Source organism: Thermostichus sp. OS-CIW-26, assembly GCF_054058395.1.
This window is the reverse complement of sequence record NZ_JBSSAG010000001.1, coordinates 34,460-47,531: the sequence shown is the minus strand read 5'-3', so window position 1 is coordinate 47,531 and position 13,072 is coordinate 34,460. Positions and strand designations below refer to the sequence as shown.

Annotated in this window: 12 protein-coding genes; 1 reads left to right on the top strand and 11 read right to left on the bottom strand. The window is 56.5% G+C overall.

Annotation, left to right across the window (positions count from 1 at the left end):
• Window position 1: 1 nt before the first annotated feature.
• From ACVW0C_RS00195 to ACVW0C_RS00145, 11 genes are all read right to left on the bottom strand, one after another.
• Window positions 2-2,239 carry a methyl-accepting chemotaxis protein gene (locus ACVW0C_RS00195; protein ID WP_414329978.1) on the bottom strand — a complete coding sequence of 746 codons (2,238 nt, stop codon included), beginning with the start codon at window positions 2,237-2,239 and terminating at the stop codon, window positions 2-4.
• Between the two features lie 48 nt (window positions 2,240-2,287).
• A complete protein-coding gene (locus tag ACVW0C_RS00190) occupies window positions 2,288-2,836 on the bottom strand; it encodes a chemotaxis protein CheW (protein ID WP_011434292.1) in 549 nt (182 codons plus the stop codon).
• Between the two features lie 107 nt (window positions 2,837-2,943).
• Entirely contained in the window at window positions 2,944-3,318 is a 375-nt protein-coding gene (locus ACVW0C_RS00185; RefSeq protein ID WP_011434291.1) for a response regulator, read from the bottom strand.
• 47 nt (window positions 3,319-3,365) lie between these two features.
• Window positions 3,366-4,610: a response regulator gene (locus ACVW0C_RS00180; protein ID WP_457383935.1), complete on the bottom strand. Its 1,245-nt coding sequence runs from the start codon at window positions 4,608-4,610 to the stop codon at window positions 3,366-3,368.
• Between the two features lie 385 nt (window positions 4,611-4,995).
• Window positions 4,996-5,493, bottom strand: coding sequence for a bis(5'-nucleosyl)-tetraphosphatase (locus ACVW0C_RS00175; RefSeq protein WP_457383934.1), 498 nt, complete (start codon window positions 5,491-5,493; stop codon window positions 4,996-4,998).
• A 7-nt stretch (window positions 5,494-5,500) separates the two neighbouring features.
• Complete coding sequence (locus ACVW0C_RS00170; protein ID WP_457383933.1) at window positions 5,501-6,742, bottom strand: hypothetical protein; 1,242 nt, start codon at window positions 6,740-6,742, stop codon at window positions 5,501-5,503.
• Between the two features lie 43 nt (window positions 6,743-6,785).
• Complete coding sequence (locus ACVW0C_RS00165; RefSeq protein ID WP_240527340.1) at window positions 6,786-6,977, bottom strand: hypothetical protein; 192 nt, start codon at window positions 6,975-6,977, stop codon at window positions 6,786-6,788.
• Window positions 6,978-7,039: 62 nt separating this feature from the next.
• Entirely contained in the window at window positions 7,040-9,229 is a 2,190-nt protein-coding gene (locus ACVW0C_RS00160; protein ID WP_457383932.1) for an argonaute PAZ domain-containing protein, read from the bottom strand.
• A gap of 65 nt (window positions 9,230-9,294) precedes the next feature.
• A complete protein-coding gene (locus ACVW0C_RS00155) occupies window positions 9,295-9,765 on the bottom strand; it encodes a hypothetical protein (RefSeq protein WP_457383931.1) in 471 nt (156 codons plus the stop codon).
• A gap of 64 nt (window positions 9,766-9,829) precedes the next feature.
• Window positions 9,830-10,879 carry a hypothetical protein gene (locus ACVW0C_RS00150; RefSeq protein ID WP_414329993.1) on the bottom strand — a complete coding sequence of 350 codons (1,050 nt, stop codon included), beginning with the start codon at window positions 10,877-10,879 and terminating at the stop codon, window positions 9,830-9,832.
• Window positions 10,880-11,117: 238 nt separating this feature from the next.
• Window positions 11,118-11,729 carry a chromophore lyase CpcT/CpeT gene (locus tag ACVW0C_RS00145; protein ID WP_457383930.1) on the bottom strand — a complete coding sequence of 204 codons (612 nt, stop codon included), beginning with the start codon at window positions 11,727-11,729 and terminating at the stop codon, window positions 11,118-11,120.
• A 639-nt stretch (window positions 11,730-12,368) separates the two neighbouring features.
• Between ACVW0C_RS00145 and ACVW0C_RS00140 the strand changes: the two genes are divergently transcribed.
• Window positions 12,369-12,887, top strand: coding sequence for a globin family protein (locus ACVW0C_RS00140; protein ID WP_011434282.1), 519 nt, complete (start codon window positions 12,369-12,371; stop codon window positions 12,885-12,887).
• Window positions 12,888-13,072: the final 185 nt, after the last annotated feature.

Below are 13,072 nucleotides of genomic sequence, written 5' to 3'. Positions count from 1 at the left end.
GCTAAACCGCCTCCCCCACCTTGAAGGTGGACACAGAAGTCTGCAACTGACGGGCAACCGCCACCGTAGCCTGGAGAGAGTTGGCCACCTGCTGCGAGGCTGCCGCCGTCTGGGCGGCAATGTTGGCGATTTGCTGCATCAACTGGCGCACCGTTTGAGATGCATCTGCCTGGGCATCGGTGGAGCGGGCAATGGCCTGAAAGAGCTGGTTCACCTGCCGCGAGACTTCCACAATTTGTCCCAGGCTCTGCTTGGCTGCTTCCACCAAGCGGGTTCCCTCCACCACCTGGCCGGTGCTGGTTTCCATCGCCTGTACCACCTCGCCGGTTTCCCGTTGGATCCCTTCCACAATGCGCTCGATCTCGCGGGTGGCTTCTGCCGACTGGGCCGCCAGTGCCCCGACTTCCTCGGCGACCACCGCAAAACCTCGCCCTTCTTCGCCGGCACGGGCTGCCTCGATACTGGCGTTCACCGCCAAGAGGTTGGTTTTCAGCGCAATCTGGTTGATCAAGGACACCACCTTGGAAATCTGCTGGGAAGATTCCCCCAGCCGCTTCACCTTCTTGGCCGTTTCGGCCACCGTTTCCCGCAGTTGCAGGATGTTTTGCACTGTGCGATCCATAGTCAAGCTGCTGTTGATGGCCGTGGCGGCGGCAGATTCGGCAACGGTGGCGGCCTGTTGGGCTTTATCGGCTACCTCCTCGATTGAGAGCGTCATTTGCTCGACAGAGCGCAAGGTCTCTTCGATTTGGGTGGCCTGTCGGAGAGCGGCTTCGGCCAACTCGCGAATGGCTGCCTCGTCACGACCAATGGATTGGTTGACTTGACCGGCGGCCTGCTGCACTTGAATCACGATGTCGCGCAAGCTCTCGATAATGACGTTGAAAAAGTCCGCCATGATGCCAACTTGTCCGGCTGTTAGCTGCGCCCGCACCGTGAGATCCCCCCGCGAGGCTTCTGTGACCTCGCTGATAAGCTGCAGCAGCTCTCTTTGCAGCGCTTCCGACCGCTCCCGTTCCTGGGCGGCCACGGCTTTTTGCTCCAGCGCCCCCAGGTTACCCAAAGCTTGACCCAGGCGGTTGGCCAGCTCTGCCAAGGTTTTCTGTTCTTCGTCAGACCAGCTCTGGCTTTGGGCGCGGCCTATTGCCAAAAAACCGTAAAGCTCATCGCCACGCACCACCGGCGCTATCATCTCGGCTTTCAGTTGGGCTGTGGCCAGCCTCTGCAGGTAGTCGGCGCCCAGATCTGGCCTAGGCACCGGGCCAAAAGCGTAAACTTGCCCGCCGTGGAGAGCCTGCTGGATCGGAGCCGGGATCCTGCGGAGGAGGGTGCCCAAGGTGTCGGGCAGGCGGCTGTCGTGAGATTCAGCGATAACCTGCGCCTCTTCGGGAGCGGTCAAGCGATAGAAGGCCACTCGTTCGGCACCGAAGCGCTGGCGCATCTCGCCCAACAAGTCAGTTAGGGGATCGATCAGCTCTTGCTCTTGGCGAATCCGGGCAATATCGGCAAACCGCTGGGCCAGTCGGGTGTCGGAAACTTGTCGCTCGTAGGTGGCGTTGCGTTCCCGCACAAAGTTGCGCACCAGGATCAAAATGATCCCCCAGCTCAGCAGCAGAATCGGGAAGCTGATGCCGGAAAAGATCAAAGCCTGCAGCAGATCTTGCTCGTAAAGCTGGACGCTGGCCTGAATGTTGCTGCGAATGGCCTCCAGGGTTTGGTTGATCCCTTCGGCGTAGATGCGCTTTTGCTCTTCGTACTCAGGGCTGTGCAGCAAGTTGAAAGCCCGTTCCTGCTCGCCGGCCCGAATCAGATCAAAAGCCTGCACTTCCCACTCCACCAGCTTGATGTTGGCTGCTGTGGTTTTGGCTGCATAGGCTTCGTAAGAGGCGGGATCCAATTGCTGAATCTCCGCCAGCACCTCATCCAACTGAGGGACATGGATGTTGTAGCGCTCTTCCCAGGACAGATCCCCGCTGGCAGCGGCCATGCGGGCAGACATGGTCAAGACTTCATCCAAATAGATCACCTGATCGCTCAGGTTTTGCAGGGTGAACTGCCGCGAGATCGCCGGCTTGAACTCGAAATAGGTGCGGGCTACGCTGCCGGCAGAGACGGCAAACAGCAGGGAGCTGATGCCCAGAGGAAAACTGATTGCCAGGGCCAGGCGGGATCCCGCGACTTTGCGTTGGGGCCGGGAAGATGGAGCAGGCCTGAGAAAGAGGGGACGGAAGGAAACCATAGAATTTTGCCTTTAAGTGAGGGTAAGTCGGGGAAAAGGTCGCCAAGATCAAGGGTTTGCCGAGGAATCAACTGAGTTGAGCTTTTGGACAATGGCAAGAGGGTCGAGCACCCAGAGAGGCTCATCCCCTTCCAACACCAGCCCTTTGCAAGAGTCGTAGAAGTTCTCCAGTCGAAAGTTGTTTTGTGCTGCCTGGGCTTTTGTTAAGGGTTGGATCTCCTCGGCGGGCACTCGAGCTACTCCTTTCACGTGTTGGGTTGCCAGGCCCAAGCCTGTTCGCACTGGCGATGCAGAGCCCCCAAATTCTGGGCGCATCACCACCAAGTGGTGTTCGGGCTGCCCAAAGTCCAAGGGCTCTAGGCCGAGAAATTGCGGCAGATCCAGTCCCCAGAGAATGCGATTGCGATAGTTGAACAAGCCCAGCACCCATGCGGGCTGGTTGGGGAGAGGGGTAAAGTGGTGCGGGCCAACAATTAGAGCTTCCTGGGCAAATGCCATGGGCAAAAGGGCCCGACAGTCTACCCCCAACTGTAGATGTAAGTACAGCTCGCCGGTACGGGTAGAAGTAGGGCTGTGTGGGGAGAAAGCTACCGCCATTGCCGTTCTCGCTCTGCCAATTCTAAGACATCTCCTAAGAACAATTCGTGATAATCACAGGGATCCTAACTGGAGGCGCAGCTCAGCAAGGACAGGAGTGGCAAAAATCATGAGCTCGGGCTGAGCACTACTGATTTCACGGCCCGCAAAATGTCTTCGCGGGTAAAAGGCTTGGTCAGATAAAGATCGATCCCTTGCTTCATGCCCCAGAGTTTGTCCAGCTCTTGATTTTTAGAAGTACAGGCCACAACGGGCAACTTTTGGGTTTCCGGGTTTTTCTTGATTTGGCGGCACAATTCCAGCCCGCTCATGCCTTCCATGACCAAGTCCGTCAGCACCACATCGGGTTTGTCGTTGCGGATCTGCTGCAATGCCTCTTGGGCGTTGGCCACCGCTACCACCTGATAGCCTTCTGAGCGGAGGTAATCGCTGATGAGCTGTCGCTCCGAGGCCACATCTTCCACCACAAGAACTTTCACCATGATCGACATCTCCTTACCTCTTTTTCGACGAACCTTTAGAGGGATCCCTAGCTGAGATAGCGAAACACCATCTGCAGCAATTCTTCCTGCCGAAAGGGCTTGGTCAGGTAATCGGTGGCACCGGCCAGGCGCGCCTTCACCCGATCGATCAGACCTTTGTGGCCTGTGACCATCACCACCGGCACATCCTTTAACACGGAGGATTTGCGGATGAGGCTGCACAATTGGTAGCCATCCACGTTGGGCATACCCACGTCCAGCAGGATCAAATCTGGCTTGAGGGTGGTCAGCTTCATCAGGGCTTTCAAAGAGTCGCTGATGGCGTGAATGACCAGGTTGTGCCCTTCCAACAACCGCTGCAACTCGCTGAGCATGGCTTCGCTGTCGTCAATACAGGCCACAATCCAGGTTTTCGAGGCTTGGGGAGATGGGCCTAGATCTGCAAGCCCGTTGGCCAGGTGAAGAGGGACGGTAGGAGTTTCTGAGGGCTGTGATTCTGTCTCAAGCTTGGCCGAGTAGGTTTTGGGCAGCCGATCAAAGGGGGGCTGGGGATCCCGCAGGACAAGGATACCGGCTTTGACCAGAGGATGTAGGCGGCGAGCGATCTGGAGGTCGTCTTGATCGAGAAGGGCGCTCAACTGGCGGAAGCTAAACCCCTTCAGTAACCGGCCTAGCCGTTCCTGTTGCTCGGCGGGAAGGCGTTCTGCCTGGGCCCGGCTGGCAAAGTAGGGCCGTTGGTAGGGGGAGGTGATCTCAGGCCCCAAAGATTGCCATGCCCGTAGCCGCTTTTGGATCAGGTCGAGCAGGGATCCCCCATCCCACTGGCCCAGGGTGGGCACGTTGTCCAGTGGGATGATCTCCTGCTGAAAGCCCCCTGGAACCAGCAACAGATTTTGCAGCACCTCCTCGCCGATCCAAGCATTCAACCTGCGCGCAGCTTCCCAAGGCAGCAGTTGCTCCGTTACCATCCAACTCAGCCCCAGAAGGTCTGCAGGTAGAGGCCCAGTCTCCTGAGCCAATAGCGCCTCCACCTGCCGATGGATGCGTAGGCAATTTTGGCGAGTCAGAGAAAAGACTTGATGGCTGAGCCGACGCAGGTGGCGATCCAAGCGCTCCAAGGGCTCCAAGCTGTGGTGAGCAAACCCCAGGCGACCTTGGTGAAACACCAATGACCAGGTGCCCAGCCCCTCCCCTTTGTCCAAGGCACTGAAATACCGAACAACTCCTGTGAAGCTGACCTCTGCGTTCAGCAGATGGGCCGAGACTTCTGTACAGACGGGGGGACAGTTCATGGGTCGAGAGGACGTGCTCGGACAATTTCCTGCGCTGAGGTTGATGACACGACTGAAGTCTTAGCTACCCCACAAGCCGGTGAAAAAATGCTTTCCAGAATACAGTTCAAGCCCAGCCCTGACCCAGACGAGATCTTTAGATGAGCCAAGCCCAACAAGACGGCCAAGGCTGCACGAACTCAAAGGCAGTTTCAGCGTTCAATCCGTATTCAGAAAAACTCTCCTTCTGGGGAGATCGATGACTATTGCTCATCAGCCAATCTCTAAAGGTGAAGGCTAGCCCTCAGATTGTCTGCTGGCTTTCTTACTCGGGAACTTCCCACGGAAAGCCTGCAAGACAAGATAAAGGTAACCCCGATAAACCTCTTCCGTAAAAATACGGAACTTAGGTCTTCTCCAATTTCCAAAGCTGCTCCAGGTGGGCTTGGCAGCGGCGCAGCAGTTGCCGACTTTCTTCGAAGCTGATCTGCTCCAAGGCTTCGGGGTAGGAGCACCAGCGGTAGGCGGCCACCTCCTCCGGTTGCACCTGCAGGGCCGGAGGAGGAAATTGGGGCGGCAACAAGGCCACGTAGTAGGTAACGGTTTTGGCCACTCGGTTCCCCTCGGGATCCGTAAAGGTGTAGGCTTCCTGCAGCGTCAGAGGGTCAGGCTGGCCGGGCAGGGTTAGGAGCTGGTAGTCGGTCAAGCCGGTTTCCTCACGCAATTCTCGCTGCGCCGCCTCCAGGTCGCTTTCGGAGCTATCCTTGTGCCCTTTTGGGAAAGCCCAATGCCCCTTCTGGTGCTGGATGAGCAGATACAAATGAGAAGAGCCGGGTCCGGGAGCTTCCTGGGCGGGTGGGTGGGGCAGGATGGGGATCACCCCATAGGCAGCATCTATCAGCATTGGGGAGCTAATCTCCAAAGAGTTTGATGGCTGGCGGCTTAGGAGCGAAGACCTCGTTGGGATCCACCTGCGGGCGCTCTACCCCCTGCAGGGGCGAGAGGGGGCGACCGGTGTCGAATTGGAAGAGATAGATGGGCAACTGGCCATTCCCCAGAGGCAAAAGAGCTAAAGTATCGATTTGGGTCAGGGCGTTGCGGCTGGTGGGTCGGGTTAGGTTGAAAGCAACGATTCGGTCTTCCAAGGAATTGTCCGGGCTGGAGCGCCGGCCCAGGCCAATGCTGAACTGCTGGTTGCCCTGCTCATCCACTCCCAAGGCCCGCACATCTCCCAACTCCGCTTGAGGAGCGCTCCCCGGCAGGCCGGCTACCACCGGCGGCGCATCCACCGGCGGCTGCGAAGGCAAAAAGCGCAACTGCGTCCCTTCTGGCAAAATGCGGTAGTCCTGATAGTCGTGCTGGATGGAAAGGGATCCCCTGAACACGCGGCGGTTCAGGCCCTCCAGGGTCCAAAAGCCATAGCCCAAATTGATGCGGGTGCTCTCCGGCAGCCAGTAGCGCTCCCCTCCCTCGGGAGCTGGCACCGCCGTAAACCCCATCAGGACATAGGCCTGCCCCCACACCCCCGACAAAAACAGCAACACCTGCCGCGGCAGCCCCGACTGCGGATCCAGCCACAGCTCCCGCAACTGGCCTTCCTGAATGGGCTCTAGGCGCAAGTGCTGGACAGGGGATCCAGCCAAATCCACCCGTTCTGAGGAGAGGACGCGGTAGCGGCTGGGATCCGCCTTCAAGTAAAAGCTCACCGAGGGCAAGAGGGCTTCCGGTCGGCTCACATACACCGAGTACAGCTGCAGCAGATCCGACTGGTTCACCACTTCCAATTGGCGCGAATCCAAGAGGCGGATGCGATCCCCTTCGGCTACCCAAGCCTGCCAACTGCCGTCGCGGCGGTAGAGCACATCCAACGTGGCTGTGAAGGTTTGGGATCCCTCCACCCGCACCTGCTGGCGATATTGCAAGTTGGGCAAAGGGGGCAATTGCTCTAGAGCGGCGTTGTAGCGCTCCAGCCAAGCTTGGGGATCCTGCTTAGGGCTGGCAAGAGAAGAGGGAGCCGATTGGGCCACGGCTGGATCCCCTGACGGCAGACCGACCAGTCCCGTTGCCAGGAACACCACCCCGCCGAGATAGCCCCAGCCTCGAAGGGATCCCTGCCGTTGCCACCTTCTCGGGTCGGACTGTTTGGGGGACATCAGCTTACCTTACTCTTCAAAGGGATCCCTCCTGTCTGTCCGCCTACTCGATGGAAATAGACTGAGGGCCTTGGGTGGGGGCGGGCGGATCCTCTACCCTCAAGCCCTGGGACTCCAGCCAGCTCCGCAGCGGATCTTGCCTGATGTCCAAGCGCAGCAGGCCGCTTAGGAAGCCCCCGCAGAAGACAACGGGGTTACTCAAAAAGGTCTTCCAGACCTCGTTGTTGGTGAACATAGTCGGCATCCCAAACCCTTCCCCATCCTAGCAGGGCCCTCAGGGGAGAGCCTCCTTCCTTGCTAGACGGCAATTAACTTCTGGCGATCTATGTTTTGCAGGATACTGAAGATGTTATCGCCAAGGCGCTGGAACTCCTTGCCGCTTTTGTCGGCAAAATGGAGCACCCAGGGCAGCCTACAGGCTTGGAAGCCACTGGCAGGATGAAGTTGAGAGAGGTGATAGGTTTGTAAAGCCAGAACTTCCAAGGGAGTCTTGCCGTGCTCGTGGATCGCTCGCAGAGGTCTTGCACTGCCGAGGGAGTTCCCACCTTTTCTAATGGGCTGGCTTGTTATTAGAGTAAACGACTTTCGCGAGTAGTCGAAAACAACAGTGCCTATTTTGGCATCTTTGTACTTACCTTTTCCTTCTTCTATCCCCATTCTTCCTGTACCGCTTTTGCGTATGCCAACAATATCCACAGCAATCTTTTCTTTTTCTAGCTCCTCAATTGTTCTACTAAATTCGCCTCCTTGAACTAAACCATCCCTCATCAAGAGAACCTTGCTTGGATATCGACTAAGCTTGTCATAAAACCTATTGACAAGTTTGGACACAGTTTGATAAATTGCGTCCCCGGAGAAGGTTTCTCCTCTCTGCACAGCAGGTAGCTCCCAACCTAAGCTCTGCCCATCAGCCAGAACAGCGAAAGCAGAGGCTCCGTAGTATAGCCGCCGATTGGTTCCCACATCGAAGCCGATGATCAGCTCAGGGCGTTCAGGATGGTCGAGGGGTTCCAGGAGTACGGGCTGCCATGCTGCCTTGCACAGAAGGCCTAGGACGACGTTTAGGGCTTTGTAGGGATCAGCCCCAGGGATCATAAACTGAGTCGCTATCCCTGCTTCAAGGGCCTCCATGCGGATCCTTTGCTTGCGCTCATTGGGTGACCAAGGCATAACGACCAAAACCGTTTTGATCCCTTGCTCAGCCCAGGTTTGCCAGAACCTTTTTCGGGCGAGATCGCCCTCAGGCAAGTTTTGCTGAGTGGCATAGAAGTCTACTTCAATTTCCGCGCCGCTTTTTTGGGCTACCTCAAGCAAGCAGTTGAGCACTTCGCTAGGGTACTCTCGCTTGTCGTCATAGAGGTTTAGACATGCAAACTTGGTCTCGCCTACCTTCGCACATCCCCGGTATCTAACCCGAGCAGGATTTTCAACTGGTCTGCGACCCGATCCCAATAGCTTTGGCTTGGGCAGGATGTAGCCTTGGGTCTTTAGCGGCTTAATTTCCTCAGGGGAAAGTTTGTAGACTTCCTTTATAATGGTCCTCGCAGTCTCTTCGGACTTTTCGAATCGTTCTTTCAAACTTTTTCTGATGCACTCGATAACAGCGGCGCTAACTTTTCCGCCAGGGCTTCTGTTGTCTTCTAGACTGGCTAGCATCTCCAAGGTTAAAGCAGGCGATAACCTTCGGGAGAGATGGGGATAACGTCTTTCCTTTGATGCTACTTCGACTACCCAAGAGCTCTCAACTTCTTCTACAAGTGCATTGTACTTCTGCAAATGATACTCCGCCAGACTGATGTTCTGCTCTGGTAACCGAATCTCCCGTGGGGATCGGTTAGAAAGAATACCCAGATATTTCCAAGTCAAACGTTTGCCGTTCGCATCAAAGTATGTATTTCGCACAATCTCGATTGGAGCGTCCGGATAGCTTTCCAACCATTCATGCAAAGTCCACGGCGTGTAGAAGCGGTAATGAATATCGACTTCTAAGTAAAGCTTTCCGTCTGGTTCGACGGCAACATCTATCATTCTCCCTCTGTGGATTTCCCAGCCTTCTCCGGAAAGTTCTACCCCTTTCTGAGCAGTCATCCACCAGAGCAGGCCGCCTCCTATCCATTCGACTTCAGTTTTCTTGTACTGAGATTTAAGGCGCAACCCTATCCTCTTGCGCTCAAAGCTTTCGAGGGCGCTTCTTTCTTGAGCATTGGCACAGGTTAGAACCCTAAGCCCACGCTCTTCCAACTCCCACTCTGGTGTTTTGAGCTGGCTGGGCGAAACTCTTTCCTGCGTGATAATGCGACTTCCCAAACGAGCAGCTATTACATCTAGCCGATTGCAAACCCTAGCGATAGCTCTCTGCTCTTCTCCTAGCTCCGGGGGTGGGTTTGGCCTACAGTCATACTCATAAAAGGTGAGGTCTTCCTGAGCTAGCTCCTTAACAAGAAAGCGATTGAGGATAACTGGAACTTCTTGCTGAAGCAGTCTCATTAGCAAACTTTGCGTTTAAGCTCCTCTCTAGGATAAGCCCTAATTGTCTCAATCGTGCCCCTAGGTCAGGGCTGAAACAACTCGGGCGGGGCCAGGTCATAGCTAAACGCCTCAGCTTCAAAGTGGCCGCTCATGCCCACCACTTGCCATTCGGCGCTGCGATTTCCCTGCTGGAAGCGCAACCGCTGCGCCCGCAGCGGTACTACCTGGAGGACCTCGGCTGGAAACGCCTGGTACTCTCCCAGGTACTGCCGGGGATCCGGCGGCAGGTCGGCACTGCTTTCGATTTGAATCCAAAACACTCGTCCCGCCTGGTTGCCGTAGGCCCGGATCTGCTCTTGGCCTTGGTAGTGCTCCACCCCCCGCAAGCGCTGTCGCCCCACCGGCATGGGCTGTGCCCATTCGGGCAAGGGATCCCCTAAGCTCACGGCCCACCCTGGCCCACCTAGCCCCAACCAACACAACAACAGCAGTCCCCAAACCCAAGGCCATCTGCGCGGCGTGCTGTTCCCGGTTTTCAAGGCTCGACCGAACATGGCAAGTTTTTCTCCGCAATTGAACCCAACGTTAACGTTTGGGATGGTTCAAAACAACTTTGTCTCAACGCACGCGAAAGCCGATCCGCCCGCCCTCAACATCGAAGGCAACGTCGATATTGAAAAACAGCGGCATGCCCAACAGTTGCACCCCCTGGTTGCCGTTGACGAAAATCCGATCTCGACTGGGCGTAATGGGAAAGCCAACTCGAATGCGATACTCGAAAGCTCCCGCCAATACCGCTCGCCACTCTGCCCCAGGGGGTAAGGTCGAGGTGGAGAAGGGAGCTGCCCCCAACAGCCTGACGTTGAGAAAAATGTCGGAAGAACCACTGTCAAAAACGGTGGGGCTGAGAGCATTTTGAATAGAAGTGTTGCTGATGCTGTAGGCCACTTGTAAAGCCTCATCCCGCCAGATGGGGGTGCCGTCGGGAAAGCTTCCCACCTGGGGAAACTGCCGGAAATTGAAGCCGACGGTGTTGGCAGCCGTTAGGCCAACCGTGAACAGGCCCTGGGTGGAGTTGAAGCCCCCCGTTTGAATAATGTACCCAGAGCGGAAATTGCCCGGAAGGCGGGTGAGCGGACTAAACAGCTCGCGGTCGGGGCTGCGCTCATCCAAGGACGTGCCTAGGATCCCAGCAAAAGGCCGTCCTGGCCCAAACAGATTGTCGGAACAGTTGGCCACCAGTGGCTCCACGCAAGTGATTTGGTCGATCAACTGAATTGTTACCGGCTCTCGACTGGGGATCCCTCCTATGCTGAAGGGGGCGCGGGCCAACACGCCGATAAATTGCGTGCCATCTCCAAACGTCACGGTGGAAGGGATCCCCGTCCGCTCCAGGCCAAAGCGACCTGCTGCTGTCGCTATGATGCGCAAACCTGCCGAGCCGGTATCCAGTAACACCTCAGCTCCGCTCCCGGCCACCCCCACTGTCAGGCCCAGGAGCTTGAAGCGGCTGTTGCCCAGGGTACGCACCGGCATGGGAATCGACTCGGTTCCCGGTTGAGGTGGGAGAGGGATCAACGCAGGGGGGGAAGCTGCAGATTCCCCCTGGCCAGAACAGCCGGCACCGAGCAGCAGCAAGGTCAAGATCCCAACCAGGGCGATCACCATTCCCCAAGGGCTGTGCCAAGCCCACCCAGACCGTGGCTCATCCTTTGGGCCCGACCTCGCCTGCATTGAATACCCACACTGAATTAAAAGGAGCCTAGCCCGGTTGCAACCGGTAAACAGCACGCTCAAACCTGGGGGATTTGGATCCCGGCCAAGGACAGTGTACACAAAGCTGGCTGAGGGAGAGTGCGCAATAGCGCTGTCAACTGTGGAGTTGTGGGGCTGGATGGGCTGCAGCCTACAGCATTAGCTCCGCCTGCCAATCGACCACTTTTTGGAAGCGAAAAGCGCCTGCCAGGGCTCCCCAAACCTGCTGGTGGGTGATGGGATCCATCCCTCGGTCATGGCTGCAAAACTCGCTCTCGCTCAGGTGCAAGGTGGTCTGCAGATAAGTGGTTTGGCCGTTGCGCACCACGCAACACCGGCACCCCGGCTCCGTCACGCCGATGAAGAGGGATCCCTGCCTCTTCACATGCACATCACACCCCTCTAGATAGGCTAGGTCGGCAGCCTGCAGTTGACTCAGTTGGTCTGCCCTTTCCCGAGCACAGCCCCGCCACCGCTGCGGCTCCAGAGGGCGGTAGTTGCGAATCACGATCCCAGCGCTTGCCTGAGTCAATTCCACCACCGCCTGCCGATAGGGATCTTCCAAATGGCCACTGTAGGCTTGCTCCACATAAAAGCCGATCCCGCCCAAAACGTGGGCCGGCAAGGGGCGGTAGGCCACTCGGATTTGGGCAAAAAACGGTGGATTCTCCCAGGCTTGCTCTTGGTTGCTGAAGTCTCCTGCCAGCCAACGCGCCATCTGCAGCAGCTCTGGGGAAGGAGTGCGATCCAACCCAATAGGCATAAGCGGGCATCCAGAACTTCTGTAAAAGGTGTGTACCGAAAATCTTAGGGAATCAAGTGTTAAATTATGTATCCTTTATGAGAATGTTCGCTCCGATACTGAAAATGGATCCCTTGCAAGCTGCAAAGCCGCGATCGGGGCTGACATCTTTGTTCATGTTGTAAAGCTAGGCAAAGAAACATTCTCTTTTGTAAAAAACTACTCCCGCGAAGGACAGGGAGAACAGCCTGGGATCCGAGATGGGAAGCAGGTTGGAAACCGATCTAAGACCTTTTGCGCGAGGTAAAGCCGATTTACATTTTTTGATTTCATCGCTTCTTGCCTTCGCGGTAGAAAAAGACTGGAAACAAGGCGAGCCAGCTTCTCCTCGTCTGCCCAGTTGAGGTTGCCAGCAGCGGCTGAGGCTCCTTAGCCCAAGTCCGATCCCGTAGATGGTGGCCTGGCTCTGGGGGCGAGCTTCGCTTGCTCATCTTGGTTCTATCGGCTTTGATCCCGTCGGCGGTTCTGTGAGTTAAACAGCACCTCTCGGCACTGGGGATCCAAGCGGTGTTGCATTCCTGGCCGGCAGGTGCTCTCTGGGCCGTTGCAGGGAATGTGGATTCATAACCTCTTTTACTTTCGCTAGGGAGATTCAAAACCATGAACGATGTATTTGGCAAAGTTGTTGCCCAAGCTGACTCCAAAGGCGCTTTTTTGGGAGAGAACGAGTTTGCCGCTCTCCAGCAGGTAATTGCTGAGGGGAACAAGCGTTTGGATGCTGTGAACCGCCTCACCAGCAATGCCTCCAAGATCGTGACCGATGCCATCCGTCAGTTGTTTGCCGAGGAGCCCAATTTGAACGCTCCCGGTGGGCCTGCCTACCCCAGCCGCAATGTGGCTGCCTGTATGCGGGACATGGACATTATTCTCCGCTACATCACCTACGCAGTGGCAGCCGGAGATGCCAGTGTGCTGAACGAGCGCTGCTTGAACGGCCTGCGGGAAACCTATCAAGCCTTGGGCACCCCCGGTAGCTCGGTGGCCAACGGCATCCAAAAGATGAAAAAGGCTGCGGTGGCGGTGGTAAACGACCCCAACGGCATCACCCGGGGGGACTGCAGCGCTCTGATTGCCGAAATCGAATCCTACTTCGATCGCGCTGCCGCTGCTGTGGTTTGATCCCTTGTGGACTGAAGTTTCTGTTGTGTCCGGATCCAGTTGTGAAGACCCTCTCTCAAATCTGAGGCAACTCAGGCTAGCAGGGGATCCCTGGAAAAGCAACTTTTTTTGCAGCGATTTTGCAGTTGAGACTTTGAATCTTTTGCTTTGTTTTTTGCATTGAGCTTGAGTTAAGTAAAGGAGCG